This window comes from Pseudomonas sp. GNP012 (genome assembly GCF_054343835.1).
This window is the reverse complement of the sequence record NZ_JBTGUU010000001.1, coordinates 1,350,216-1,376,915: the sequence shown is the minus strand read 5'-3', so window position 1 is coordinate 1,376,915 and position 26,700 is coordinate 1,350,216. Positions and strand designations below refer to the sequence as shown.

The 26,700-nt window shown below is 61.0% G+C and carries 23 protein-coding genes and 4 tRNA genes; 12 read left to right on the top strand and 15 right to left on the bottom strand.

Going from position 1 to position 26,700, the window contains the following annotated elements; all coding sequences use genetic code 11:
• Nucleotides 1–38: 38 nt before the first annotated feature.
• The 3 genes from ACXX83_RS05990 to leuC form a co-directional block, all read right to left on the bottom strand.
• A complete protein-coding gene (locus tag ACXX83_RS05990) occupies nucleotides 39–806 on the bottom strand; it encodes a class I SAM-dependent methyltransferase (RefSeq protein ID WP_458547812.1) in 768 nt (255 codons plus the stop codon).
• Nucleotides 807–952: 146 nt separating this feature from the next.
• Nucleotides 953–1,597 carry a 3-isopropylmalate dehydratase small subunit gene (leuD, locus tag ACXX83_RS05985; protein ID WP_217837743.1) on the bottom strand — a complete coding sequence of 215 codons (645 nt, stop codon included), beginning with the start codon at nucleotides 1,595–1,597 and terminating at the stop codon, nucleotides 953–955.
• Between the two features lie 10 nt (nucleotides 1,598–1,607).
• Nucleotides 1,608–3,026 carry a 3-isopropylmalate dehydratase large subunit gene (gene leuC / locus ACXX83_RS05980; RefSeq protein WP_458547811.1) on the bottom strand — a complete coding sequence of 473 codons (1,419 nt, stop codon included), beginning with the start codon at nucleotides 3,024–3,026 and terminating at the stop codon, nucleotides 1,608–1,610.
• Nucleotides 3,027–3,174: 148 nt separating this feature from the next.
• Here leuC and ACXX83_RS05975 point away from each other — a divergent pair, with 148 nt between their 5' ends.
• The 8 genes from ACXX83_RS05975 (at nucleotide 3,175) to ACXX83_RS05940 (ending at nucleotide 13,421) form a co-directional block, all read left to right on the top strand.
• The gene (locus ACXX83_RS05975) at nucleotides 3,175–4,065 is read left to right on the top strand and encodes a LysR family transcriptional regulator (RefSeq protein WP_126050484.1); all 891 of its coding nucleotides are present in this window, start codon (nucleotides 3,175–3,177) and stop codon (nucleotides 4,063–4,065) included.
• A gap of 67 nt (nucleotides 4,066–4,132) precedes the next feature.
• Nucleotides 4,133–7,411, top strand: a complete 3,279-nt coding sequence (locus ACXX83_RS05970; RefSeq protein ID WP_458547810.1) for a PAS domain S-box protein — start codon at nucleotides 4,133–4,135, stop codon at nucleotides 7,409–7,411.
• A 269-nt stretch (nucleotides 7,412–7,680) separates the two neighbouring features.
• Nucleotides 7,681–8,304 (top strand): CDP-alcohol phosphatidyltransferase family protein, encoded by a 624-nt coding sequence (locus tag ACXX83_RS05965; RefSeq protein WP_458547809.1) that lies wholly within the window; start codon nucleotides 7,681–7,683, stop codon nucleotides 8,302–8,304.
• Between the two features lie 10 nt (nucleotides 8,305–8,314).
• Nucleotides 8,315–10,069 carry a bifunctional alpha/beta hydrolase/class I SAM-dependent methyltransferase gene (locus ACXX83_RS05960; RefSeq protein ID WP_458547807.1) on the top strand — a complete coding sequence of 585 codons (1,755 nt, stop codon included), beginning with the start codon at nucleotides 8,315–8,317 and terminating at the stop codon, nucleotides 10,067–10,069.
• Nucleotides 10,069–11,412 (top strand): phosphatase PAP2/dual specificity phosphatase family protein, encoded by a 1,344-nt coding sequence (locus ACXX83_RS05955; protein WP_458547804.1) that lies wholly within the window; start codon nucleotides 10,069–10,071, stop codon nucleotides 11,410–11,412. The genes ACXX83_RS05960 and ACXX83_RS05955 overlap by 1 nt, the downstream gene beginning before the upstream one ends.
• Nucleotides 11,402–11,857, top strand: coding sequence for a hypothetical protein (locus tag ACXX83_RS05950; protein ID WP_458547803.1), 456 nt, complete (start codon nucleotides 11,402–11,404; stop codon nucleotides 11,855–11,857). The genes ACXX83_RS05955 and ACXX83_RS05950 overlap by 11 nt, the downstream gene beginning before the upstream one ends.
• A gap of 9 nt (nucleotides 11,858–11,866) precedes the next feature.
• The gene (locus tag ACXX83_RS05945) at nucleotides 11,867–12,487 is read left to right on the top strand and encodes a lysophospholipid acyltransferase family protein (RefSeq protein ID WP_218503554.1); all 621 of its coding nucleotides are present in this window, start codon (nucleotides 11,867–11,869) and stop codon (nucleotides 12,485–12,487) included.
• Nucleotide 12,488: 1 nt separating this feature from the next.
• Nucleotides 12,489–13,421: a phosphatidate cytidylyltransferase gene (locus ACXX83_RS05940; protein ID WP_095965287.1), complete on the top strand. Its 933-nt coding sequence runs from the start codon at nucleotides 12,489–12,491 to the stop codon at nucleotides 13,419–13,421.
• An 85-nt stretch (nucleotides 13,422–13,506) separates the two neighbouring features.
• Here the strand turns inward: ACXX83_RS05940 and ACXX83_RS05935 are convergent, their stop codons facing one another.
• From ACXX83_RS05935 to gltX, 10 genes are all read right to left on the bottom strand, one after another.
• Nucleotides 13,507–13,953: an Hsp20 family protein gene (locus ACXX83_RS05935; RefSeq protein WP_458547802.1), complete on the bottom strand. Its 447-nt coding sequence runs from the start codon at nucleotides 13,951–13,953 to the stop codon at nucleotides 13,507–13,509.
• A 130-nt stretch (nucleotides 13,954–14,083) separates the two neighbouring features.
• Complete coding sequence (locus tag ACXX83_RS05930) at nucleotides 14,084–15,043, bottom strand: tRNA dihydrouridine synthase (RefSeq protein ID WP_007997541.1); 960 nt, start codon at nucleotides 15,041–15,043, stop codon at nucleotides 14,084–14,086.
• Between the two features lie 170 nt (nucleotides 15,044–15,213).
• Nucleotides 15,214–15,663 carry an acyl-CoA thioesterase gene (locus ACXX83_RS05925; RefSeq protein WP_217837739.1) on the bottom strand — a complete coding sequence of 150 codons (450 nt, stop codon included), beginning with the start codon at nucleotides 15,661–15,663 and terminating at the stop codon, nucleotides 15,214–15,216.
• 48 nt (nucleotides 15,664–15,711) lie between these two features.
• Nucleotides 15,712–16,545 carry an alpha/beta fold hydrolase gene (locus tag ACXX83_RS05920; RefSeq protein WP_217837738.1) on the bottom strand — a complete coding sequence of 278 codons (834 nt, stop codon included), beginning with the start codon at nucleotides 16,543–16,545 and terminating at the stop codon, nucleotides 15,712–15,714.
• A 30-nt stretch (nucleotides 16,546–16,575) separates the two neighbouring features.
• On the bottom strand, nucleotides 16,576–17,115 hold the full coding sequence (locus ACXX83_RS05915) for a TetR/AcrR family transcriptional regulator (RefSeq protein WP_102701165.1): 540 nt from the start codon (nucleotides 17,113–17,115) through the stop codon (nucleotides 16,576–16,578).
• A gap of 185 nt (nucleotides 17,116–17,300) precedes the next feature.
• Nucleotides 17,301–17,376 (bottom strand) — tRNA-Glu (locus ACXX83_RS05910).
• Between the two features lie 80 nt (nucleotides 17,377–17,456).
• Nucleotides 17,457–17,532, bottom strand: a tRNA-Ala gene (locus ACXX83_RS05905).
• A 53-nt stretch (nucleotides 17,533–17,585) separates the two neighbouring features.
• Nucleotides 17,586–17,661, bottom strand: a tRNA-Glu gene (locus ACXX83_RS05900).
• A 79-nt stretch (nucleotides 17,662–17,740) separates the two neighbouring features.
• Nucleotides 17,741–17,816, bottom strand: a tRNA-Ala gene (locus tag ACXX83_RS05895).
• Nucleotides 17,817–18,018: 202 nt separating this feature from the next.
• Nucleotides 18,019–19,500: a glutamate--tRNA ligase gene (gltX, locus tag ACXX83_RS05890; RefSeq protein ID WP_015095906.1), complete on the bottom strand. Its 1,482-nt coding sequence runs from the start codon at nucleotides 19,498–19,500 to the stop codon at nucleotides 18,019–18,021.
• A gap of 230 nt (nucleotides 19,501–19,730) precedes the next feature.
• On the opposite strand from gltX, the gene ACXX83_RS05885 reads away from it, so the two are divergent.
• Both ACXX83_RS05885 and ACXX83_RS05880 read left to right on the top strand, forming a co-directional pair.
• Nucleotides 19,731–20,819 (top strand): HlyD family secretion protein, encoded by a 1,089-nt coding sequence (locus ACXX83_RS05885; RefSeq protein ID WP_458547801.1) that lies wholly within the window; start codon nucleotides 19,731–19,733, stop codon nucleotides 20,817–20,819.
• Nucleotides 20,809–22,359, top strand: a complete 1,551-nt coding sequence (locus ACXX83_RS05880) for an MDR family MFS transporter (RefSeq protein WP_458547800.1) — start codon at nucleotides 20,809–20,811, stop codon at nucleotides 22,357–22,359. The genes ACXX83_RS05885 and ACXX83_RS05880 overlap by 11 nt, the downstream gene beginning before the upstream one ends.
• A gap of 135 nt (nucleotides 22,360–22,494) precedes the next feature.
• Here ACXX83_RS05880 and uvrB read toward each other — a convergent pair whose 3' ends face one another.
• Nucleotides 22,495–24,510: an excinuclease ABC subunit UvrB gene (gene uvrB, locus ACXX83_RS05875; protein ID WP_458547799.1), complete on the bottom strand. Its 2,016-nt coding sequence runs from the start codon at nucleotides 24,508–24,510 to the stop codon at nucleotides 22,495–22,497.
• Between the two features lie 335 nt (nucleotides 24,511–24,845).
• Here uvrB and ACXX83_RS05870 point away from each other — a divergent pair, with 335 nt between their 5' ends.
• On the top strand, nucleotides 24,846–26,042 hold the full coding sequence (locus ACXX83_RS05870) for an amino acid aminotransferase (RefSeq protein ID WP_015095910.1): 1,197 nt from the start codon (nucleotides 24,846–24,848) through the stop codon (nucleotides 26,040–26,042).
• Between the two features lie 212 nt (nucleotides 26,043–26,254).
• On the top strand, nucleotides 26,255–26,464 hold the full coding sequence (locus tag ACXX83_RS05865) for a hypothetical protein (RefSeq protein WP_007986927.1): 210 nt from the start codon (nucleotides 26,255–26,257) through the stop codon (nucleotides 26,462–26,464).
• On the opposite strand, the gene ACXX83_RS05860 is transcribed toward ACXX83_RS05865, so the two are convergent.
• Nucleotides 26,461–26,691 carry a hypothetical protein gene (locus ACXX83_RS05860; RefSeq protein ID WP_217837735.1) on the bottom strand — a complete coding sequence of 77 codons (231 nt, stop codon included), beginning with the start codon at nucleotides 26,689–26,691 and terminating at the stop codon, nucleotides 26,461–26,463. The genes ACXX83_RS05865 and ACXX83_RS05860 overlap by 4 nt on opposite strands.
• Nucleotides 26,692–26,700 lie beyond the last annotated feature (9 nt).

The following is a 26,700-nucleotide window of genomic DNA, read 5'->3' as shown; positions in this document are numbered from 1 at the left end:
CCCACGGGCGCTCCCGGAAAAACTCTATCGATCGGTACCTATCTTTCTACAAACAGTACCAGCACATCGGTACTGAACGAACCATCGGCCTCAATCTCAAAATATTCGCGTACTTCATGACCCATCGACTGCTGCAACTGGCGGATCGCCGCGCGCATCACTTCAGGGGTGCGCATGCGCTCGACCCAGCTGTTGTACTCCAGGCGCAAGCGCTGACGGGTGGTACTGCGGGTGTGCAACCCCGCCTCACTGACCTGGCGCAGCCACTCACCGGCGGAGTAATCGCGCACATGGCTGGTGTCACGCAGCACTTCGACGCTTTGCAGGTAAGTGTCGAACAACGGACTGCCCGGTGACAACACGTCGACAAATGCCGCCACGCCACCCGGTTTCAACACCCGACGCACTTCCCGCAGCGCCACGCCCAGGTCGCTCCAATGGTGCGCCGAATAGCGGCTGAAGACGAAATCGAATTCGCCATCGGCGAACGGCAGGCGCTCGGCGGCACCGTTGACCGTGGACACATTGCTCAAACCACGCTCGGCAGCGGCAGCCGTCACCACATCGAGCATCTGTTGCGACAGGTCGTAGGCCACGACCTCCCTGACCAGCGGCGCTACGTGGAAACTCACGTGACCGGCGCCGCACCCCAGGTCCAGGACCCGGGCATCGCCCTGCCCCGCCAGTTCAGCCTGTAGCAGCGCGAATTCGGTGCCTTGAGCATGGACGGCGCTGCTCAGGTAGGCGGCTGCCTGTTCACCGAATTGCTTTTGGACTACCTGGCTGTGCTGGGCCGTGCTGGTCATGCGGGACTTCCTTTTTGGGGGTGAGTCTTGGGGTGTCTGTTCTGGCCTCATCGCGAGCAAGCTCGCTCCCACAGGTTTTGTGAACGCCGCAAATCCAATGTGGGAGCGAGCTTGCTCGCGATGGCGTCATTACGCCTTACGCAAAATCACGCATCGCGAAACAACCAGGGCTGGCTCGCACGGTGCTTGGCCTCAAACGCTGCAATCGCATCACCGTCCTGCAAGGTCAGGCCGATATCGTCCAGGCCGTTGAGCAGGCAATGCTTGCGGAACGCATCGATTTCAAAGCTCAACACCTTTCCGTCAGGGCGGGTCACGGTCTGGGCTTGCAGATCGACCTGCAACTGATACCCCGGATTGGCCTCCACTTGCTGGAACAGTTCGTCGACTTCCGCATCGCTCAGGATGATCGGCAGCAAGCCGTTCTTGAAGCTGTTGTTGAAGAAGATGTCGGCATAGCTCGGCGCGATGATGCTGCGGAAACCGTACTCTTCCAGCGCCCACGGCGCGTGTTCACGACTGGAGCCGCAACCGAAGTTCTCACGGGCCAGCAACACGCTGGCGCCCTTGTAACGCTCGGCATTGAGGACGAAGTCCTTGTTCAGCGGACGCTTGGAGTTGTCCTGGTACGGCTGCCCCACATCCAGGTAGCGCCATTCATCGAACAGGTTCGGGCCAAAACCGGTGCGTTTGATCGACTTCAAGAACTGCTTCGGAATGATCTGGTCGGTGTCGACGTTGGCACGATCCAAAGGCGCGACAAGTCCAGTGTGCTGGGTAAAAGCTTTCATGCTGCGCTCCTTAAATCAATTCACGGACGTCGACGAAACGACCGTTTACGGCAGCGGCCGCGGCCATGGCCGGGCTGACGAGGTGGGTACGGCCACCGGCGCCCTGACGGCCTTCGAAGTTACGGTTGGAGGTCGAGGCGCAATGCTCGCCACTTTCCAAACGGTCCGGGTTCATCGCCAGGCACATCGAGCAACCCGGCTCACGCCATTCGAAACCGGCTTCGAGGAAAATCTTGTCCAGGCCTTCCGATTCAGCCTGGGCCTTCACCAGTCCCGAACCTGGAACGACGATGGCCTGCTTGATGGTCGAGGCCACTTTGCGGCCCTTGGCGATCACCGCTGCGGCGCGCAGGTCTTCGATCCGCGAGTTGGTGCAGGAACCGATGAACACGCGGTCGAGCTGGATGTCGGTGATCGCCTGATTGGCGGTCAAACCCATGTACTTCAAGGCACGGACGATGGAATCACGCTTGACCAGGTCCATTTCCTTCGCAGGATCCGGCACGTTCTGGTCGACCGCCAATACCATTTCCGGCGAGGTGCCCCAACTGACCTGCGGCTTGATTTGCGTTGCGTCGAGCTCGACCACGGTGTCGAAACTGGCGTCGGCGTCAGAAACCAGGTCTTTCCAGGCTTCGACGGCCAGGTCCCACTCCGCGCCTTTCGGAGCGAACGGACGACCCTTGACGTATTCCACAGTCTTTTCGTCTGCAGCCACCAGGCCTACGCGAGCGCCGGCTTCGATGGCCATGTTGCAGATGGTCATGCGGCCTTCCACGGACAGGTCGCGAATCGCGCTGCCGGCGAATTCGATGGCGTGGCCGTTACCGCCGGCGGTGCCGATCTTGCCGATCACGGCGAGCACGATGTCCTTGGCGGTCACGCCGAACGGCAATTGGCCTTCGACGCGCACCAGCATGTTCTTCATTTTTTTGGCGACCAGGCACTGGGTGGCGAGCACATGCTCGACCTCGGAAGTGCCGATACCGTGCGCCAATGCGCCGAATGCGCCGTGGGTCGAGGTGTGGGAGTCGCCGCAGACCACGGTCATGCCCGGCAAGGTGGCGCCCTGCTCCGGGCCGATGACGTGGACGATGCCCTGGCGAACGTCGTTCATCTTGAATTCGACAATGCCGTATTCATCGCAGTTGTCATCGAGGGTCTGGACTTGCAGGCGCGAGACCTGGTCAACGATGGCGTCGATGCCGCCCTTGCGTTCCGGGGTGGTCGGTACGTTGTGGTCCGGGGTCGCGATGTTGGCATCGATGCGCCATGGCTTGCGCCCGGCCAGACGCAGGCCTTCAAAGGCTTGCGGCGAAGTCACTTCGTGGATGATGTGACGGTCGATGTAGATCAGCGCAGAGCCATCGTCGCGCTGCTTGACCAAATGCGAATCCCAGAGCTTGTCGTAGAGCGTTTTGCCGGCCATCAGACGGTTTCCTCATCAGCTTGTTTCTATGCCCCGGATTTTGAATGACTCAATAACCCCTTGGCTTGTGAGGTCGATCCTATGGGGTTACATTAAATAACTCAAATTCATATTTTTTATGCTTTGGATAACCAACTGGAATGCGAACATGGACCTGGCCAACCTCAATGCTTTTATTGCCATCGCCGAGACCGGAAGTTTCTCCGGCGCAGGCGAACGGCTGCACCTGACCCAGCCGGCCATCAGCAAGCGCATCGCCGGCCTGGAGCAGCAATTGAAGGTGCGGCTGTTCGATCGCCTGGGTCGCGAAGTGGGCCTGACCGAGGCCGGGCGCGCCCTGCTGCCGCGGGCCTATCAGATTCTCAATGTGCTGGATGATACGCGCCGCGCCCTGACCAACCTCACCGGCGAAGTGACCGGCCGCCTGACCCTGGCCACCAGTCACCACATCGGCCTGCACCGTTTGCCACCTTTATTGAGGGAATTCACCCGACGCTACCCGCAAGTGGCGCTGGATATTCAGTTCCTCGATTCGGAAGTGGCCTACGAGGAAATTCTCCATGGCCGCGCCGAACTGGCGGTCATCACCCTCGCACCGGAGCCCCACACACTGGTCAAGGCGACGCCTGTGTGGGACGACCCGCTGGATTTCGTGGTCGCCCCGGAGCATTCACTGCTCGACAACGGCAAGGTCAGCCTGGCGGACATCGCCCGACACCCGGCGGTATTCCCCGGCGGCAACACCTTTACCCACCACATCGTGCAACGGCTGTTTGAAGCCCAGGGCCTGACACCCAACATCGCCATGAGTACCAACTACCTGGAAACCATCAAGATGATGGTCTCGATCGGCCTGGCCTGGAGTGTCTTGCCGCGCACCATGCTCGATGACCAGGTGGCGCGCATACCTTTGCCGGGCATACAGCTCACTCGCCAGCTAGGCTATATCCTGCACACGGAAAGGACGCTGTCGAATGCTGCGCGGGCCTTCATGGCCTTACTGGACGCTCAACTCGATCTGCCAGGGACTCAAGGCTAAGTTGTGCTACTCCTATAGAGCCGCGAATGCCTGCAACAAACGCCCAACACCAGCCCAAGGCTTGCCAATGCCGAAATCTGTAGACCGTATTCCGCCGATGCCGCGTATCCAGGCAATTGATCCGAAAAGCTCCGAACAGAGCTGGGAAAGCGCCTCGCAATTGCTGGCCGCGCTCAACGGTGCGCGCCTGGGCGCCTGGTATTGGGACATCGAACGCGGGAAGATCAGTTGGTCCCGGGGCACGCAGGCGCTGTTCGGCTTCGATCCACGGCAACCGCTGCCCCATGACCTGGAATACCTCGACCTTCTCCCCCCAGAGGATCGCGCCAAAACCGTTCGTGCCTTTCATGCGGTCATTGGCGGCGCGCCACTGGAGCAGGCCATGCACCACCGCATCCGCTGGCCCGACGGCAGCCTGCACTGGCTGGAAATCAGCGGCAGCCTGTTGCCGGACAAGCATGGCCGGCCGCGAATGATTGGCGTGATCCGCGAGATCACTCACCAGCGCCAGCGTGAGCAGGCCTTGAGCAGCTCGGAAAAACGCTTCGCCACCCTGTTTCACCTGTGTCCGAACATGGTTCTGCTGACCCGCCAGGAAGATGGCCTGATTACCGAAGCCAACCAGTATTTCGAAAGCCTGTTCGGTTGGCCTGTGCAAAACGCGATCGGCCGCACCACCCTGGAACTGGGGCTGTGGGTGCACCCCGAGCAACGGGCCGAACTGGTCAAGGCCACTAAAGCCAAGGGCGACGTGGTGAGCATGGAAGTGCAGTTTCGCGCCAGCAACGGCCAGATCCATGACGGCATCCTCAGTGCGCAAAAAGTCGAGCTCGAAGGCCAGCCCTATCTACTGAGCACCTTCCTCGACACCACCGAACGCAAAGTCGCCGAACATGCCCTCAAAGACAGCCAGGAACGCCTCGACCTGGCCCTGGATTCGGCGCAACTCGGGACCTGGGACTGGCACATTCCCAGCGGCATGCTCTACGGATCGGCACGGGCCGCCCAACTGCACGGTCTGGAAGCCAAACCCTTTCACGAATCCTTCGACGCGTTTTTCGAAGGCGTACCCGGCGAAGAGCGCGACACCATGCGCGACGCCTACCGCAGCCTGCGCGAAGGCCCGGCCGGCAACTATCAATTGACCTACCGCGTGCAATTGCCCGACGGCAGCTCACGCTACCTGGAAAGCCGCGCCCGCCTCTACCGCGATGACAACGGCGTGCCGGTACGCATGGCCGGCACCTTGCTCGACATCACTGACCAGGTGGAGCGCGAACAACGGCTGGTGGCCTCCGAAGAAAAATTCGCCACGCTGTTCCAGGTCAGCCCCGATCCGATCTGCGTCACCCACCAGGACAGCGGCCAGTTCATAGAAATCAACTCCAGCTTCACCCAGACCTTCGGCTGGAGCGCCGCCGATGTGATCGGCCGCAGCGCCGACGAAATCGGTCTGTGGGACGCGTCAGCGAAAAGCCTGCGACGGATCGAACAAGTGATCCGCGAACAAGGCCTGAACAACGTCGCCATCCTCGTCCAGCACAAGGACGGACAGGCCCTGACCTGCGTGATTTCCAGCCGCCAGATCAGCGTCGGCGACCAGGCCTGCATCGTCACCACGCTGCGAGATATCACCCAGCAACAACGCTCGGAAGCGGCGCTCAAGGCCAGCGAAGAGAAATTCGCCAAGGCCTTCCACTCCAGCCCCGACGCCATCACCATCACCGAGCGCGACACCGGCCGCTATCTGGAGGTCAACGACGGTTTCTGCCGCCTGACCGGCTACCGCGCCGAAGAAGTGGTGGGGCGCACGGTGTACCAGGTCGGGATATGGGCGGAAGAAAAACAACGCTCGGCGCTGCTGGCCGAATTGCAGATCAAGGGCCGGGTTCATCACCAGGAAATGCTCGGGCGCAACAAGCGCGGCGAACTGCTCACCGTCGAAGTCTCGGTGGAACCGATCACCCTCAACGAAACTGCCTGCCTGCTGTTGACCGCGCGGGACGTGAGCCTGCTGAAAAACGCCGAAGCGCAGATTCGCCACCTGGCCTACCACGACCCACTGACCAACCTGCCCAACCGTGCCTTGCTGATGGACCGCCTGAGCCAGCAGATCGCCCTGCTCAAACGGCATAACCTGCGCGGCGCGCTGATGTTCCTCGACCTCGACCATTTCAAGCACATCAACGACTCCCTCGGGCACCCGGTGGGCGATACCGTGCTGAAAATCATCACCGCGCGCCTGGAGGCCAGCGTGCGCATGGAGGACACCGTTGCACGCCTGGGTGGCGACGAATTCGTGGTGCTGCTCAGCGGTCTCGAAGGCTCGCGCAGCGAAGTCAGCGATCAGGTTCGGGAACTGGCCGACACCATCCGCGAACTGCTGTCCGAACCGATGTTCCTCGACGGCCAGCGCCTGCAAGTGACGCCAAGTATCGGCATTGCGCTGATCCCCGATCACGGCTCGACCCCGACCGACCTGCTCAAGCGCGCCGACATCGCGCTCTATCGCGCCAAGGACTCGGGGCGCAATACTGCGCAGATGTACCACAACACCATGCAGAAGGCCGCGAGCGAACGCCTGCGCATGGAAACCGACCTGCGCCTGGCCCTGTCCCGGGGCGAGTTTCGCGTGCATTACCAACCCCAGGTCGACGCCCGGGGCGACCGCATCGTCGGCGCCGAGGCTCTGGTACGCTGGAATCACCCGGAGCTCGGCGCGCAGTCACCCACCGAGTTCATCAAGGTGCTGGAAGACAGCGGACTGATCCTGGAGGTCGGCACCTGGATCCTCGACGAAGCCTGCCAGGCCTTCAAGCAATTGATCGACCGAGGCCTGGTGAACCCGTACAAATTCAGCCTGTGCGTGAACATCAGCCCGCGCCAGTTCCGCCAGAACGATTTCGTCGAACGCGTTGAAAACAGCCTCGCCACCTATGGGCTGCCCTGCACGCTGCTGAAGCTGGAAATCACCGAAGGCATCGTGATCCAGAACCTGGAAGACACCATCGGCAAAATGCGCCGCCTGAAAAAACTCGGCGTGAGCTTCGCCATGGACGACTTCGGCACCGGCTATTCCTCGCTGACCTACCTCAAGCGCCTACCGGTCGACACCCTGAAAATCGACAAGTCATTCATCCGTGACGCCACCAGCGACCCGAACGACGCCGAGATCATCCGCGCCATCGTCGCCATGGCCCGCAGCCTGGATTTGAAAGTGATTGCCGAAGGGGTGGAAACAGCGGAGCAGCTTGAGTTCCTGCAGGGGCTGGAGTGTCACTTCTACCAAGGGTATTTGCACAGCCCGCCGTTGCCGGTGGAAGAGTTTCAGTTGTTGCTCAAATAGACGTTGGGGGGATCATTCTCACGCACCGATCATCAGACAACCTTGATAAAGAACACTCCTACACCGGATAAAGAAACGCCTGATTTATACCTGCCTTCTACTTGCCTAACGTGCCCGCCCCTGCAGACAACACAAAGGCGGGGCAGGCATGAGGCGCTCTCGCATCACGGACGGGCAACGGGACGCGTGCCGCAAGAACCCATCTACACTGAAAAATCGTATCGATCGACGCTCGCTCCACACATTCCTCCGGCTGAGACCCTATCGACGTGCCCAGCATCTACCAGATCAAACCTGCGTTTCAAAACCTCCTGCGGCCGCTGGTCCAACGTCTGTTCAACAAGGGCACCACAGCTAACCGGATTACCCTGATGGCCGGCATCGGCTCGGTGCTGGTGGGCGCGGTGATCGCTGGTTTCGTGCATCACCCCTGGATTTTCGCGCTGGTGCCGGTGTGGATGATCGTGCGCATGGCACTCAACGCCATCGACGGCATGCTGGCTCGGGAATTCGGCCAACAGTCGCGCCTGGGCGCCTACCTCAATGAGCTGTGCGATATCGCCGCCGACTGTGCCCTGATCCTGCCTTTTGCCCTGTTGCCGGACGTCAGCCTGTGGCTGGTGCTGCTGGTGACCCTGCTCGCCTTGTTCAGCGAGTACAGCGGCGTGCTGGGGCCGATGATCGGCGCCTCGCGGCGTTACGACGGGCCCATGGGCAAGAGTGACCGGGCTTTCGTGCTGGGGGTCGTGGCCGCCGGTATCGCCTTGGGGTGGATCAACGCCCCGTGGATCAATGGGGTGTTCGCGATCATCGCGGTGCTGCTGCTCTGCACACTGATAAATCGGGTCCGCCAGGGCCTCAGGGAAGTACAACAAGACGGCTCTTCAGCCTAAGGAATTGGCAATGCGCGAAGCTCGCGAGCAGACATTCACCACCCATGACGGCGTGGAACTGTTTTACCGATACTGGCCTGGCACCCCTGCCCCGGCCGTGGCGCGCAAGGCCGTGCTGTTGTTTCATCGCGGCCATGAGCACTCGGGGCGCATTGCCCACCTGGTGGATGAACTGGACCTGCCCGACTATGACTTCTTTGCCTGGGATGCCCGGGGTCATGGCCTCTCGCCAGGCGCCCGCGGCGACAGCCCGGGCTTTGCCACCAGCGTGCGCGACGTGCAGACCTTCTGCGAGCACCTGAAGGCGACTTACCGGATTGACGAGGAAAATCTCGCGGTGATCGCCCAGAGCGTCGGCGCAGTGATCGTCGCCACCTGGGCCCACGATTACGCGCCACGCCTAAGCTCGCTGGTGCTGGCGTCGCCGGCGTTCAAGGTCAAGCTCTATGTGCCCTTCGCCCGCCAAGGGCTGGCACTGCTGCGCAAGTGGCGCGGCAACTTTTTCGTCAACAGCTACGTCAAGGCGCGCTTTCTCAGTCATGATCCGCAACGCGTCGCCAGCTACGACAACGACCCGCTGATCACCAAGGCCATTTCGGTCAACGTCTTGCTCGGCCTCTACGAAGCCGCCGAACGGGTCGTAGCCGATGCCCAGGCCATTCAGATCCCCACCCAGTTGTTGATCTCCGGTGCCGATTTCGTCGTGCATCGCCAACCCCAGGAACAGTTCTTCGATCGCCTGGGCAGCCTGCACAAGGAAAAACACGTGCTGCCGGGGTTCTTCCACGACACCCTGGGAGAAAAGAATCGCAGCCTGGCCGTCGCCAGTGCACGCCGCTTCATCCTGCAGAACTTCGACCAACCGAGCGCCCGCCCTTCCCTGTTGGCCGCCGATCGCCTGGGCCCGACCTGCGCCGAGTCCGAATCGCTGGCCGCACCGCTGCCGCACAACTCCCTGCGCGATCTGTATTGGCGCGCGACCCGCGCCAGCATGCGCCTGGGCAGCCAGCTATCGTCGGGGATCAAGCTGGGGTTCGACACAGGGTTCGACTCCGGCAGCACCCTTGACTACGTCTACCGCAACACACCCACTGGCACATCCGGTCTCGGTCGCATGATCGACCGCAATTACCTGGACTCCATCGGCTGGCGCGGCATTCGCCAACGCAAACTGCACGTCGAGGAACTGCTGCGCCTGGCGATGCAGCAATTGCGCGACCAAGGACACGAAGTGCGCATCGTCGACATCGCCGCCGGACACGGGCGCTACATTCTCGAAGCCTTGCAGGGCGTCAGCCCGCTGCCCGAGTCGATTCTGTTGCGCGACTACAGCGACATCAATGTGCGCGACGGCAGTGCGCTAATCCGCGAAAAAGGCCTGGAAGGGATCGCTCGATTCGTCAAGGGCGATGCCTTCGACCGCGCCGATCTGGCCGCACTGGCCCCCAAGCCGACCCTGGCGGTGGTATCCGGTTTGTACGAACTGTTCGCCGACAATCAAATGGTCAGCGCGTCCCTCGCCGGGCTGGCCGAAGCCGTCGAGCCCGGTGGCTATCTGGTCTATACCGGTCAACCCTGGCACCCGCAGCTGGAACTGATCGCCCGCGCTCTGACCAGCCACCGTGAAGGTCAGGCCTGGGTCATGCGCCGGCGCACCCAGGCGGAAATGGACCAACTGGTGGAGGCCGCCGGCTTTCGCAGAATCGACCTGCGCGTCGACGAGTGGGGCATTTTCAGCGTGGCCCTCGCGCAACGGGTGTCGTGATGCAGCTCACGGCAACGGCGGTACGCGAGCCTGGCTTGCTCAAATCGGCGGTGCTCTGGCTATTGCTGCTGGCGCCGATGTTTTTCGGCACCTACGGTTTCGCCACCTGGGTCACTACCCAGCGCGGTGATGTCGGCAGCCTGGTGTTCGAGTGGGAAAACCACATGCCCTTCTGGGCCTGGACCATTGTCCCTTACTGGTCCATCGACCTGCTGTACGGCCTGTCCCTGCTGCTACCGCGCAGCCGCGAGGAACTGAAACGCCATGCCTTGCGCCTGCTGACCGCGCAGGTGATTGCCGTCAGTTGCTTTCTGATCTGGCCGCTGCGCTTCACGTTTGACCGACCGGAACTGGATGGCGTATTTGGCTGGCTGTTCGACGTCCTCGCCGGCTTTGACAAGCCGTTCAACCAGGCACCATCGCTGCACATCGCCTTGCTGGTGATCCTCTGGGCCTGCTATCAGCGGCACTTGCAGGGCATCTGGCGCGCAGTGATGCATGGCTGGTTCGCCCTGATCGGGATCTCGGTACTGACCACTTACCAGCACCACTTCATCGATCTACCCACCGGAGCGATGCTCGGTTGGCTGTGTGTCTGGCTATGGCCGCTGGAGGGCCCCTCCGTCCTGCAAACCGCGCGCCTGGCACCCCGGGGGAAACGCTGGAAACTGGCGCTGTATTACCTGCTGGGGGTGGCAGCGTTCACTGTTTCGGCCTTTGCCTTGGGGGGAGTCTGGCTGTGGCTACTCTGGCCGGCGCTGGCACTGCTGCTGGTGGCGCTCAATTACGCCGTGCTGGAGGCTGGCGGCTTTCAGAAACGCGCCAATGGACGCCTGTCAGCCGCCGCCCGCTGGCTCCTGGCCCCCTATCTGGCCGCAGCCTGGCTCAATTCGCGCCTGTGGACCCGCAAGGATCCAGATCCCGATCGGGTACTCGACAACGTCTGGCTCGGGCGCATACCGACTCGCCAGGAACTCGAGGACTGTGCCTTTACTGCCGTGTTCGACCTGTGTGCCGAACTGTCGCTGAACCCTGGCTCCGTCGCTTACCGATCGCTGCCTGTATTGGACCTGACCGCCCCCACCGCCGCGCAATGTCAGGAGGCAGCGCTGGTCATCGAAAGCCTGCGTCAGCAAGGTCCGCTGCTGGTCTGCTGCGCCCTGGGCTATTCGCGCAGCGCCACGGCGGTGGCCGCGTGGCTGCTACACAGCGGGCGGGTTGCCAGCATCGATGAAGCTATCCGGCTGATCCAGCGCGCGCGTCCAGGGATTGTTTTGGGTCCCCTTCAACGAAAAGCCCTGGAGCAGGTAGCGACCCGCATGGAGAGCAGCATTGTCCATTGAAATGCAACTGCAGGTGATAGCCAGTCTGTTGCGTCGTGGCAACTTGCTGGATCGACTGTCCACCGGGTTTACCCTGTTGGGCGCCTTGCTCGGCCTCAGTCAGTACGTCCTGACCAGCCCGGGGTTCTGGGGCGTGACCTGCAGCAGCGGGCTGCTGGTGCTCGGTCTGTGGCAGAAATACTGGGCAGTGCGGGTCGCTTTCGATGCCGATCTGTTCCAGCGCCTTGCCGAGAGCGCCGCAGATCTCGGCGAGCGCACCCAAGCCCTGGATCAAGCCCTGACAGCGCTGAATCTACAGCCCGCCGAACGCGCCGGCCGTACCTGGGGCCAACGCATTGCCGGCGCCCTGAAGCTGTTGCGTCGCCAGGCATTGCTGGTGGCGGCACAAGTTCTGTTGACCCTGGTTTTCATCTTGGCGGCCCCTTGGCTGGCCGTAGCGGGATAAGGAGTTCTCATGCTGGAACCCGTGGTTGCCACACTCATCACCTCTGCCGCGCGTCTACTCACTGGCGCCCGTAGCCTATGGCTCGGTTGCGCACCGCAAGCAGTGCAGCGCATCTATTTCGCCAACCACAGCAGCCATGGCGATTTCGTGCTGCTGTGGGCGTCGTTGCCGCCGACCTTGCGCGATATCACCCGACCGGTCGCTGGCGCCGATTACTGGCTCAAAAGCCCACTACGCCGGTACATCATCAATCGGGTGTTCAATGGCGTGCTGATTGACCGGGAGCGCAAGGATAATGCCGAGAATCCGTTGCAGCCGATGCTCGATGCCCTGGCAAACGGCGATTCGCTGATCATCTTCCCCGAAGGCACACGCAACCCCGAAGACGGCCTGCTGCCGTTCAAAAGCGGGCTGTATCACCTGGCGAAACAGTACCCCGACGCGCAATTGATCCCGGTGTGGATCGCCAACCTCAACCGAGTCATGCCCAAGGGGCGCGTGCTGCCACTACCGCTTTTATGCACCATCAGCTTTGGCGCCGCGCTGACCCTGGACGAAGAGGAAAGCAAGGCGCAGTTTCTCGAGCGCAGTCGCGAAGCGCTGCTGAACCTGGCCGGGGAGCACGCCTGACATGGACAGACAGACATTGATGTTATTTGCCGGCATCGGTGCATTTCTACTGCTGGCCTCGCTCATCGGTTTCGTACTCAAACGACGCACCCAAGGCACCGCCAACCCGGTGATCGACAACCTCAACGCCCGTATAAATGCCTGGTGGGTGATGGTACTGGTGATCGGGGCGGCCTTCTGGCTCGGTACCACTGCAGTGATCCTGCTGTTCTACACGGTGTCGTTCTACGCCCTACGCGAATTCATGACCCTCATGCCGACCCGGCGCAGCGACTATCCGGCACTGGTGGCGGCCTTCTACCTGGCGCTGCCGCTGCAGTACCTGTTGATTTACTACGATTGGTACGGGTTGTTTTCAATCTTCATCCCGGTCTACGTGTTTTTGCTGCTGCCGATCCTGGCGTCCCTGGGCGGCGACAGCACGCACTTTCTCGAGCGAGCCTCGAAGGTCCAGTGGGGTCTGATGATCGCGGTGTTCTGCGTGTCCCACGTGCCCGCCCTGCTGACTCTGGACATCGCTGGCTATGAAGGTCGAAACCTGCTGTTGATCGCCTATCTGGTGATCGTGGTGCAGATGTCGGATGTGCTGCAATACGTGTGCGGCAAGTTGTTTGGCAAACGCAAGATCGCGCCGAAACTGTCGCCGTCGAAAACAGTGGAAGGCTTTGTCGGCGGCATTTTGCTGGCCTCGCTGATCGGCTGCGCCTTGTGGTGGATCACACCGTTCACCGCCTGGCAGTCACTGTTCATCGCCTTACTGATCAACTTGCTGGGGTTCGCTGGTGGCATCGTGATGTCGGCGATCAAGCGCGACCGAGGGGTAAAGGACTGGGGGCACATGATCGAAGGCCACGGAGGCATGCTCGACCGGCTGGACTCAGTGTGTTTTGCGGCGCCGATCTTCTTTCATCTGGTGCGCTACGGCTGGACTTGAACGCAACAAAAAGACCCCGACACGTCGGGGTCTTTTGTTCCAGCCGGCTGTTTGATCAATCACGACACCCGGCATCAAGCTCGACTCAGTGTTGCAGAGTCGGTTTTTGCGCCCCGTTGATCGGGATGCGCTTGGCTTTCGCCTCTTCCGGAATCACCCGCAGCAGGTCGATGCTCAACAGACCGTTGCTCAGGCCGGCCGCCTTGATCTCGATGTGATCCGCCAGACGGAAGGACAGCTTGAACGCACGCTGGGCAATGCCCTGATACAGATAAGTGACGTCTTCGTTTGCGTCGCGTTTACCGCCACTGATGGTCAGCACACCCTTCTCGACTTCGAGCTCCAGGTCTTCTTCCTGGAAACCAGCCGCTGCGATGACAATACGGTACTGGTCGTCGCCATGTTTTTCCACGTTATAGGGTGGATAGCTGCTGCCTGGTTCGTTGCGCAGGGCGGTCTCGAACAAGTCGTTGAAACGGTCGAAACCTACCGAGGACCGAAACAGTGGGGCCAGGGAAAATGTAGTAGCCATGATTCAAATCTCCTGAAAACAATCAGCAAGGTTTTTTGTCTCCGCGACCCGAATTCGGCATCGCGTACCCCTTAAATAGGGACCGCTGATTGCATTTCAAGAGCTTATTTTTTACTTTTTTTTTAGAGCCTCAGGCGGCTTCAGCCACCGGCAGCCCCAACAAACGCGAGACGTTATCCAGTTCGGTCTCACGACGCAGGACGGTGAACAGCTCTACTGCCTCGGGATAATTGCGGGTCAGCATCGCCAGCCATTGCTTCAGGCGACCCGGCGATTGGCGTGGCGTCATCTGCGCCTTGGCTTGCAGCCAGAAGTCCTGGATCAGCGGCAGCAGCTCGTTCCAGGTCATCTCCACGACCTCTTCACCGGCCCGGGCAGCGGCGATCTGCCTGGCCAGATCGGGGCGCGAAACCAGGCCGCGACCGAGCATGATGTCTTCCACGCCACTGATCTCGCGGCAACGGCGCCAGTCTTCGACGCTCCAGATATCACCATTGGCGAACACCGGCACCTTGACCACGTCCTGCACCCGCGGGATCCACTCCCAGTGAGCCGGCGGCTTGTAGCCATCGACCTTGGTTCGCGCGTGCACCACGATATGTTCCGCACCGCCTTCGGCCAGGGCCGTGGCACACACCAGCGAACCGTCCGGGCTGTCGAAGCCCAGGCGCATCTTGGCGGTGACCGGAATGTGCGCGGGGACGGCACGGCGGACGTGCTCGACGATCTGGTTGAGCAGCTCGGGTTCCTTGAGCAGGACCGCACCACCACGGGATTTGTTGACTGTCTTGGCCGGGCAGCCGAAGTTCAGGTCGATCACCTCCGAACCCAGCTCGCAAGCCAGCGCGGCATTTTCCGCCAGGCACACCGGATCGGAACCGAGCAGTTGCACACGCAGCGGCACGCCGGAGGCGGTCCGGGCACCGTTGAGCAGCTCCGGGCCGAACTTGTGGAAATAGGCAGGCGTCAGTAACTGGTCGTTGACCCGAATGAACTCGGTCACGCACCAGTCAATACCACCCACGCGGGTCAGCACATCGCGCAGGATGTCGTCGACCAACCCCTCCATGGGCGCCAAAGCAATTTGCATGAAAAACACACTCGAGGAAAAACGTGCGGCAGTTTACTGGGTTTCAGAGAAAATCTGCAGAACATCGCAAATCCAATGTGGGAGCGGGCTTGCTCGCGAAAGCGTCGTGTCAGCCAACATTTAATTTGCTGACACACTGCATTCGCGAGCAAGCCCGCTCCCACAGGAAATCAGGGTTGTACCAACTCCTGCGCTTTAATCGCCGGGCCATAGCCTTCGATGAACTCCGTCGGCATGCGCTTGGGCTTGCCGGTGGACAGCTCGATGCAGACGAACGTGGTTTGCGCGCGCAGCAACGTTGCATTGTCGCTGGGGCGAATCAGCTGGAAGTGTCGGGTCATTTTCAGGCGCTGGTCCCAATCGACGATCCAGGTCGCCAATTGCAGCTCATCACCTTCGTAGGCCGCTGCCAGGTAATCGATCTCGTGGCGCACCACCGCCATCGCCCGGTCCAGCCGCCGGTATTCGACCAGATCCAGGCCAAGGCGTTGGGAGTGGCGCCAGGCGCAGCGCTCGAGCCAGGTCACGTAGACTGCGTTGTTCGCGTGTCCCAACCCGTCGATGTCCTCGGCGTCCACTTGCAGATCAATGATAAATGGCGTTTCCCGATCCCAGCCCATGCCCCACTCCCGGTCAGATGATTTCGACCGGCGCAGTGTAACGGAAGCTCAAGCGGATTGGCGTGATTGCAGACTGCGACCGGCCAGCAGTGATAACACGCCATCAATCACTCGGGGGTCGGCCAATACGCGCTGATGACCACCCTCTTTCAAACGCAGCAAGCGACTGTCGAACCACGCTTCGTGGATCAATTGCGACTCGCTGACCGGGACGAAGGTGTCATCTTCGGCGTGAACGATCAGGCCGGGCATATCGAGTTGATAGTGCGCGACATCCAGCATCGCGGCGCGCATGCCGACATCATTCTCCACCTGGCGAATGAACGCCGAGCGAGCCTTCGGCGGCAGCCCCACATAACGGGCGAAACCACGCAGCACGCCGAGAATCCGCGCCGGGGCGGCAATACTCACCAGGGTTTCGGTACGCAGGCCCAACTGGATCGCAAGCATGGCACTGGCGCCGCCCATGGAGTGGCCGATGACCGCTTGCAACGGAGGCAGTTCGGAAGCGGCTTCAAGCATGGCGCGAGCGAACAGCACCACATTCGCTTCTCTGCCCGGTGAGCGACCGTGGGCCGGACCATCCAGGGCGACGACCGAGTAACCGGCATCGACCAGCGCGGTGATGAGGCTGGCAAACTGCGTCGGCCGACCTTCCCAGCCGTGCATCAGCAGCACGGCCGGCCCCTGCCCCCAACGCAGCGCCGAAAGACCAAACCGCAGGGTAATGCGCTCGGATCGCGCCAACAGCGGCAGTTCCCAGTCACGGGGCGGCAGGTCCCGCGGTGTCATGAAGGCCAATCGCATTTTGCTAGCGACCAGTTTCGGGGCAAACCAGCCCAAGGTGCCATTAACGCCACGAACCCACTTTAACGCGCTCATCGCATTCTCCTCAGGCCGCAGCCTTCAGGGTCAACGCACTGCCGATTTGGCGGCGCGCAGTAATCGATCTGACAACTCTCCCGGCCCCAGCGCCCGCGCCAGAGCCAGCCCACCCACCATCAAGGCCATATCGGCCAGGGCTTTTTCGGTTTCTTCAGGACTGGCCGCCAACTGCGCGACCATCAATTCCACATGTTCATTCAGGGCGACACGAAACGCTTCCGGCAGCCGCCCCAACTCGCCGACCGATGCCGGGATCGGACAGGCCGATTCGGAGGAGTCACGGTGCTTGCGCGACAGATAGAACGCAGCCACCAGCGCGCGACGCTCTTCACCGGTCAACTCCGCGTCCATGTCGGCAATCAGGTCGCGGCGGTGACCGAGCAATTGCTTGAACGCCTCGAGCATCATCGCGTCCTTGCTTTCGAAGTGTGCGTAGAAGCCGCCGACCGTCAGGCCCGCCGCCCCCATCACTTCGCCCACGCTTGGCTCGGCCGGGCCGCGCTGAATCAGCGCTGCGCTGGCAGCCTTGAGGATGCGTTCGCGGGTCTGAGCTTTTTTATCGTTCATCGTTGCCTCCGAATATTACGATTGAAATATTATTCTCATAATAAATTTTAGCAAGTCATGGGTGTGACCGCTGGTCTGAAGAACAGTTTTTTTGGAAATGGAGGAATTTGGCCAAACGCCAGACAAACAAAAGGGCCATTCAATAATTGAATGACCCTTATAAAATCCCGCAGAGCGGGTAATCGTGGCGTCCCCTAGGGGACTCGAACCCCTGTTACCGCCGTGAAAGGGCGGTGTCCTAGGCCACTAGACGAAGGGGACACAAACCCTTCTATACAATTGATCAGTGCTGAGAGCTGATCGATTCAAGGCCGGTGTGGCCAGACCTTGAACTGTAAAATTGGTGGAGCTAAGCGGGATCGAACCGCTGACCTCCTGCATGCCATGCAGGCGCTCTCCCAGCTGAGCTATAGCCCCGGATTTTTCGCCTCGCGGCGGAGCGACATCTTGCAACATCGCTTCTGTAAAACTGGCGTCCCCTAGGGGACTCGAACCCCTGTTACCGCCGTGAAAGGGCGGTGTCCTAGGCCACTAGACGAAGGGGACGCAAACCCTTCTATACAACTGATCAACGCTGAGTGTTGATCGCTTCAAGGCCGGTGTGGCCAGGCCTTGAAGTGTAAATTGGTGGAGCTAGACGGGATCGAACCGTCGACCTCTTGCATGCCATGCAAGCGCTCTCCCAGCTGAGCTATAGCCCCTCATCGTTGATGTCATCGCTGAGGACGGGGCGAATCTTAAGGGCGTATCGAAAGCCTGTCAAACTTATTTTTCAAAAAATTTAAAATTTTTTGTCGGCATAACAACCACTTACCGCCCCCCCCCCGGAAATTCGGGAGGTTTACACGCAACGCAGACCTGCAGGAGCTGCCGACGGCTGCTCCTGCAGGGAATCAGGAGCGCTTAGGCGATAGCGCCCAACAGCTTTTCCCACTCTTTGTTTTCTTTCTTCGACACACCGCCCAGCAGGTCGATGGCCTGGCGCAGACGGAATCGGGTCAGGTCCGGCCCGAGGATTTCCATCGCATCGAGCACCGACACCGAACTGGCCTGGCCGGTGATCGCGGCAAACATCAGCGGCATGGCATCACGCAGCTTCAGCTCCAGGGATTCGACTACGGCCTGAATGGTCGCGGTGATGCTGTCCTTCTCCCACTGACGCAGGCTTTCGAGCTTCCACAGGATCAACTGCATCAACTGACGGACCTGATCACCCGACAGTTTCTTGGATTCGAACAGTTTGGCGTCCGGATTCACGCCACCGGCAAAGAAGAACCCGGCCAGCGGTGCCACCTGGCTGAAGGTTTCGACCCGACCCTGTACGTGCGGTGCGATCTTCATCATGTATTCGGCGTTGAACGCCCACTTCTGCACGCGCGCGGCGAACTCTTCCACCGGCAGGTCACGCAGCCATTGGCCGTTGAGCCAGGACAGCTTCTCGATGTCGAAGATCGGCCCGCCGAGGGACACGCGTTTCAGATCGAAGTGGTCGACCATTTCCTGCAACGAGAACTTCTCGCGCTCGTCCGGCATCGACCAGCCCATGCGCCCCAGGTAGTTGAGCATCGCTTCCGGCATGAAGCCCATGCGCTCGTAGAACGTCACCGAGGTCGGGTTCTTGCGCTTGGACAGCTTGCTCTTGTCCGGGTTACGCAGCAGCGGCATGTAGCACAGCTCCGGTTGTTCCCAGCCGAAGTACTCATAAAGCAGGATCAGCTTCGGTGCCGATGGCAGCCACTCTTCGCCGCGCAATACATGGGTGATGCCCATCAGGTGATCGTCGACCACGTTGGCCAGGAAGTACGTCGGCAGGCCGTCGGTCTTCATCAGGACTTGCATGTCCATGCGGTCCCACGGGATTTCAACGTCGCCACGCAGCATGTCCGGCACCACGCAGACGCCTTCGCTCGGCACCTTCATGCGGATCACATGGGGTTCGCCAGCGGCCAGGCGGCGGGCGACTTCTTCCTTGGACAGCAGCAGCGCGCGGCCGTCGTAACGCGGGGTTTCACCGCGAGCCATCTGCTCGGCGCGCATCTGGTCCAGCTCTTCGGCGGTGCAGAAGCACGGGAAGGCATGCCCCATGTCGACCAGTTGCTGGCAATACTTCTGATAGATATCGCCACGCTCGCTCTGCCGATACGGACCGTGCGGGCCGCCGACGTCCGGGCCTTCGCTCCAGTCGATCCCCAGCCAGCGCAAGGCGTCGAAAATCTGCTGCTCGGACTCACGGGTCGAACGCAATTGGTCGGTGTCTTCGATCCGCAGGATGAACTCACCGCCGTGCTGCTTGGCAAAGCAGTAGTTGAACAAGGCGATGTAGGCGGTACCTACGTGGGGATCCCCGGTAGGCGATGGCGCGATGCGAGTGCGGACGGTGGTCATGGCATGTCTCGAAAAGAAAAAAAGCGAAGTTCAAACTAGGCGCGAATGGTAACAGGCGACACCCGCCCGGCTCCAGCGAACAGGGCATTTAAGCCAAGGTTGCGTCTGTAACCCCCCTATGACGCGGTGAATGGCCGAATATCCACCGACGGCATTTACCACTTATCGGCTGTATGCCAGATTTGCCTGCTGATAACTTCCCTTACAATTTCTCGACTACAGTTTGCCTCATGCCTGCCCAACTCAAGCGTCGCCTCTTTATATTCCTGCTGATGGTCTTGTTGACTGCCGGGGGCCTGTTTGCCCAGTGGTTCTTCAAGGGGCGCTTTTATGAAAGCACCGACAACGCTTATGTCCAGGGCGAGATCACCCGTGTGTCGAGCCAGTTGGGCGCGCGCATCGACCAGGTGCTGGTGCAGGACAACCAGCATATCGAGAAAGGCCAGTTGCTGATCAAACTCGAAGGCGACGACTTCCGCCTCGCTGTCGACCGCGCCAATGCCGTCCTGGCCACCCGCCAGGCCGAGCGCCTGCAAGCCCAGAGCAAGCTGACCCAGCAGGCCAGCCTGATTGCCGCCAGCGAAGCGCAAGTCGCGTCCAGCCAGGCCAGCCTGGGCCGCTCGCAGATCGACCTGACCCGCGCCGAGACCTTGCGCAAACCCGGTTATGTCTCCGAAGAGCGGGTGACCACCCTCTCTGCCGAATCCCACATTGCCCGCTCGCAAGTGGCCAAGGCCCAGGCCGATGCGCAAAGTCAGCGCCAGCAGGTCAACGCGCTGACCGCCGAGATCAAACGCCTCGATGCGCAGATCGCCAACGCAAAAACCGACCTGGCCCAGGCCGAACTGAACCTGACCCGCAGCGAAATCCACGCCCCCATCAGCGGCCTGATCGGCCAGCGTGCCGCCCGCGAAGGCCAATACGTGCAGGCCGGCGCTTACTTGCTGTCGATCGTGCCTGACGAAGACATCTGGATTCAGGCCAACTTCAAGGAAACCCAGATCGGCCACATGCAACCCGGCCAGGAAGCCGAACTGACCTTCGACGCCTACAGCGACACGCCGATCAAAGCCCGTGTCGACAGCCTGTTCGCCGCCTCGGGCGCGCAGTTCAGCCTGCTGCCGCCGGACAATGCCACGGGCAACTTCACCAAAGTCGTGCAACGGATTCCGGTAAAACTGACCTTCGCTGCCGACAATCCGCTGCGCGGCAAGATCCGTCCGGGCATGTCGGTGACCGCCAAGGTGAACATCAAGGATGCCCCTGAAGATGTCACCCCCAAAGTGAGCCACAAAGCCGCCCCTGACGATGGCCGGTGATCAACTGATCCGCCCGGTCGGCGAACCGACCCGGCGGGACTGGATCGCGGTAATGAGCGTGATGCTCGGCGCCTTTATGGCGGTGCTGGACATCCAGATCACCAATTCCTCGCTCAAGGATATCCAGGGCGCGCTGTCGGCGACCCTGGAGGAAGGCTCGTGGATTTCCACCTCCTACCTGGTGGCGGAGATCATCATGATCCCGCTCACCGCCTGGCTCGTGCAGTTGCTGTCGGCGCGACGCCTGGCGGTGTGGGTGTCCCTCGGATTTCTCGCGGCCTCCCTGCTCTGCTCCATGGCCTGGAGCCTGGAGAGCATGATCGTGTTTCGCGCCCTGCAGGGGTTTACCGGCGGTGCGCTGATTCCACTGGCGTTCACCCTGACCCTGATCAAGCTCCCGGAACACCACCGCGCCAAAGGCATGGCCATGTTCGCCATGACCGCCACGTTCGCGCCCTCCATCGGCCCGACCCTCGGCGGCTGGCTGACGGAAAACTGGGGCTGGGAGTACATCTTTTATATCAACATCCCGCCCGGCCTGATCATGATCGCCGGCCTGATGTACGGCCTGGAGAAGAAAGAAGCGCACTGGGAATTGCTGAAAAGCACCGACTACGCCGGCATTCTCACCCTCGGCGTCGGGCTCGGTTGCCTGCAGGTATTCCTGGAGGAAGGCCATCGCAAGGACTGGCTGGAATCCAGCCTGATCGTGACCCTGGGCAGCATCGCGCTGGTCAGCCTGATCACCTTTGTGATCGTGCAGTTTTCCAAACCCAATCCGTTGATCAACCTCGGCATCCTCGGCAATCGCAACTTCGGCTTGTCCAGCATTTCCAGCGTCGGCATGGGGGTCGGGTTGTACGGCTCGATCTACCTGCTGCCGCTGTACCTGGCGCAAATCCAGAACTACAACGCCCTGCAGATCGGTGAAGTGATCATGTGGATGGGGGTGCCGCAGCTGTTTCTGATCCCGCTGGTGCCCAAACTGATGAAGTTCGTCTCGCCGAAATGGCTGTGCACACTGGGCTTCGGGCTATTCGGGTTGGCGAGCTTCTCTTCGGGCGTGCTCAACCCGGACTTTGCCGGGCCGCAGTTCAATCAGATCCAGATCATCCGCGCCCTGGGCCAGCCGCTGATCATGGTCACCATCTCGCTGATCGCGACGTCCTACATCCTGCCCCAGGATGCAGGGTCGGCATCGAGCCTGTTCAACATCCTGCGCAACCTCGGCGGGGCCATCGGCATCGCCCTGCTCGCCACGCTGCTGGATGCGCGAACCAAGGTTTATTTCGATTACCTGCGTGAGTCCATCGTGCCGAGCAATCCGCAGGTGGCCGAGCGCATTGCCTCACTGACCGACCGGCTGGGCAGTGAAACGGCGGCATTGGGCAAACTCAGCGAGATCGCGCGTCAGCAGGCATCGATCATGGCCTACAACGATGCGTTTCATTTTGTCGGGATTGCGCTGGGGATCAGCATGCTGGCGGTGTTGCTGACCCGGAAATTGCCGGCGGGTTTGAAGGCTGGCGAGGCGCACTAATTGATACTTGCAGTACCCTGACCGGCCTCATCGCGAGCAAGCTCGCTCCCACATTGGACCGCGCCCGTCAGGACAACTCAGTCAACTGTGGGAGCGAGCCTGCTCGCGAAGAGGCCCGCACACTCACCGCAAATCTCAAACAGTGATCAACCGCTCGCGCAACTTGGCAATTTCGTCGCGCATCTGCGCCGCCGCTTCGAATTCCAGGTCGCGAGCGAGCTGGTACATCTTCTCTTCCAGGGCCTTGATACGCTTGCTGATCTCACCCGGCGAGCGCAATTCGGCTTCGTACCTGGCGTTTTCCTCGGCGGCCTTGGCCATGCCTTTGCGCTTCTTGCTGCGCGAGCCGGGCACTGTGGCGCCTTCCATAATGTCGGCGACGTCCTTGAACACGCCTTTGGGCGTGATGCCATTGGCCAGGTTAAAGGCAATCTGCTTGTCGCGACGACGCTCGGTTTCGCCGATCGCCCGCTCCATGGAGCCCGTGATGCGGTCGGCATACAGAATCGCCCGGCCATTGAGGTTACGCGCCGCCCGCCCGATGGTCTGGATCAGCGAGCGCTCGGAACGCAGGAAGCCTTCCTTGTCGGCATCGAGGATCGCCACCAGCGACACTTCCGGCATGTCCAGGCCTTCGCGCAACAGGTTGATGCCCACCAGCACATCGAAGGTGCCGAGGCGCAGGTCGCGGATGATTTCGACCCGCTCCACGGTGTCGATGTCCGAGTGCAGGTAGCGCACGCGCACGCCGTGGTCGGCCAGATAGTCGGTCAAGTCTTCGGCCATGCGCTTGGTCAGCGTCGTGACCAGCACCCGCTCTTCCAGAGCGACACGCTTGGTGATTTCCGACAGCAAGTCGTCGACCTGGGTCAGTGCCGGGCGGATCTCGATTTGCGGGTCCACCAGCCCGGTCGGGCGCACTACCATGTCAATCACGCGCCCGGCGTGCTCGGCTTCATAGTTGCCCGGCGTCGCCGAGACGAAAATCGTCTGCGGGCTGATGCTTTCCCATTCATCGAAACGCATCGGCCGGTTGTCCAGGGCCGAGGGCAGGCGGAAACCGTATTCGACCAGGGTTTCCTTGCGCGAGCGGTCGCCCTTGTACATGGCGCCCACCTGCGGAACGCTGACGTGGGATTCGTCGATCACCAGCAAGGCATCGGCCGGCAGGTAATCGTAAAGGGTTGGTGGCGGCGCGCCGGCTTCGCGACCAGACAGGTAACGGGAGTAGTTTTCGATGCCGTTGCAGTAACCCAGTTCGAGGATCATCTCCAGATCGAAACGGGTGCGCTGCTCCAGGCGCTGAGCTTCCACCAGCTTGTTGTTGGAGCGCAGGTATTCCAGGCGCTCCTGCAACTCGACCTTGATGCCTTCGACCGCGCCCATCAGGGTTTCCCGGGGCGTGACGTAGTGGCTCTTCGGGTAGAAGGTGAAGCGCGGCAGCTTGCGGATCACTTCGCCGGTCAATGGATCGAAGGCCGACAGGCTTTCCACTTCATCGTCGAAGAGTTCGATGCGGATTGCTTCGAAATCCGATTCCGCCGGGTGGATATCGATCACATCGCCGCGCACGCGGAAGGTCGCCCGGGCGAATTCCATGTCGTTGCGGGTGTATTGCAGGTCAGCCAGGCGGCGCAGTAACTCACGCTGGTCGAGCTTGTCGCCGCGATCCACGTGCAACACCATCTTCAGATAGGTTTCCGGGCTGCCCAGGCCGTAGATGCACGACACCGTGGTGACGATGATCGCGTCCTTGCGCTCGAGCAGTGCCTTGGTCGCCGACAGCCGCATCTGCTCGATGTGGTCGTTGATCGAGGCATCTTTCTCGATGAAGGTGTCCGAGGACGGCACGTAGGCTTCGGGTTGGTAGTAGTCGTAGTAGGAAACGAAATACTCCACCGCGTTGTTCGGGAAAAACGCCTTGAACTCCCCGTACAACTGCGCCGCCAGGGTCTTGTTCGGCGCCAGCACCAGCGTCGGGCGCTGCACCTGGGCGATCACGTTGGCGATGCTGAAGGTCTTGCCCGAGCCGGTCACACCGAGCAGCGTCTGGTGCGCCAGCCCGGCCTCGATGCCCTCGACCATCAGGCGGATGGCTTCCGGCTGATCGCCGGCGGGCTCGAAACGGGTGACTAGCTGGAATTCAGACATGAAATACCTCTGGATCACTCTTGCCGGTCAAACCGGCACGAACGAGAAAGACCGCAAACGACCGATGTCGCCCGAGGAAAAAACTGGATTGTGCTCAATGTGGAGCCGATTGCCAGCGCTTTCAAGGCAAACGTCCTGCATCACGCAAAACCTTTGCCGACACCATTCGACTGACGGTCGATAAATAATCGGAAAAACTTGCCTTAAAAGGTAAATCGCCTGTCGCCAGCAATCGCCGATGGCCTCTATACTAGCTCCCCGTTTGTGCACCGCTCTAGTGCATTCGGCTGGAGCGCGACACGTCCCTCCACTCTCCATTCAGAGCCGCCGCAATAATGAGCCTGTTCTCCGCTGTCGAAATGGCACCACGCGATCCAATCCTGGGCCTCAACGAAGCATTCAACGCCGATACCCGCACCAGCAAGGTCAACCTGGGGGTCGGTGTTTACTGCAACGAGGAGGGGCGAATTCCACTCCTGCGCGCCGTTGTCGAAGCCGAAACGATTCGCGCCGCTCAACACGTTTCCCGTGGCTACCTGCCAATCGACGGTATCGCCGCCTACGACCAGGCCGTGCAAAAGCTGCTGTTCGGCAATGATTCGCCACTGCTCGCCGCTGGCCGCGTCATCACCACCCAGGCCGTTGGCGGTACTGGCGCTCTGAAAATCGGTGCCGACTTCCTCAAGCAACTGCTGCCGAACGCCGTCGTGGCGATCAGCGACCCGAGCTGGGAAAACCACCGCGCGCTGTTCGAAACCGCCGGTTTCCCGGTGCAGAACTACCGCTACTACGATGCCGCGACCCACGACGTGAACCGTACCGGCATGCTGGAAGACCTGAACGCGCTGCCAAACGGCTCGATCATTGTGCTGCACGCCTGCTGCCACAACCCGACCGGCGTGGACCTGAGCCCGGCCGACTGGAAAAACGTCCTGGAAGTCGTTAAAGCCAAAGGCCACGTGCCGTTCCTCGACATGGCATATCAAGGTTTCGGCGATGGCATCGACGAAGACGCCGCTGCCGTGCGCCTGTTTGCCGAGTCGGGCCTGACTTTCTTCGCTTCCAGCTCGTTCTCCAAGTCGTTTTCGCTGTACGGCGAGCGCGTAGGTGCCCTGTCGATCGTCAGCGAATCGAAAGAAGAAAGCGCGCGCGTACTGTCGCAAGTCAAGCGCGTGATCCGTACCAACTATTCCAACCCGCCGACTCACGGTGCCAGCGTTGTCGCTGCCGTGCTGAACAGCCCGGAACTGCGCGCCCAGTGGGAAGCCGAACTGGCCGAAATGCGCCTGCGCATTCGTGGCATGCGCACCCAGATGGTCGACCTGCTGGCAAAAAAAGCGCCTCAGCGCGATTTCAGTTTCGTCGGTCGTCAGTGCGGCATGTTCTCCTACTCCGGCTTGAGCGTTGAGCAAGTTCATCGCCTGCGCAACGAGTTCGGCATCTACGCCCTGGACACCGGCCGCATCTGCGTGGCTGCTCTGAACCAGAGCAACATCGAGGTGGTGACGGACGCGATTGTCCAGGTCATCTGATTCAGCCTTGAAATGAAAAACGGGAAGCCTGTGGCTTCCCGTTTTTTATGGACCATCGATATTCCCCTAGACTGAGTCAGATCAAGGTGTGGGAGCGGGCTTGCTCGCGAAAGGGCCAGCAGCTCCAACACCGATGTCTCAGTCAGATCGCATTCGCGAGCAAGCCCGCTCCCACAGGTTTGCGCACACCTGAATGACCTATGAGAACCCACATGAAAAACGATGACCTGCGCGCCGACCGCGATGACCTGGATGACCTGGATCACTTCATCCCCCGCGCCCCGGCCAAACGCGGCAACAACCTGGTAATGCAAGTCGCTGCGGGTGTATTCCTCGGCGGCCTGGCCCTGTGGCTGGTGCAATTGGGTGCCACAGCGCTCTACGCAAAACTGATGGTTGCCACCATTACCTTCGGCGGTTAAGCCAGTTCGGTCGCACGCTGGCTGGCAGCGTCGTCGTAGGCGACATACAGCGATTCGGCGATCTGGCTCTTGATCGCCTTGGCGCTTTCCAGCCCCAGGACGAAACCTTCGGCCTTGCCACCCGCGCGGTTCAATGCTTCAGCGGTGCCAGCCTGAGTGATGGCGTCGAACAACTTTTCGGCATGGGGGCCGACACCCTTGGGCAGGCTGATCTGAGAGATGCTCATGGGTGCACC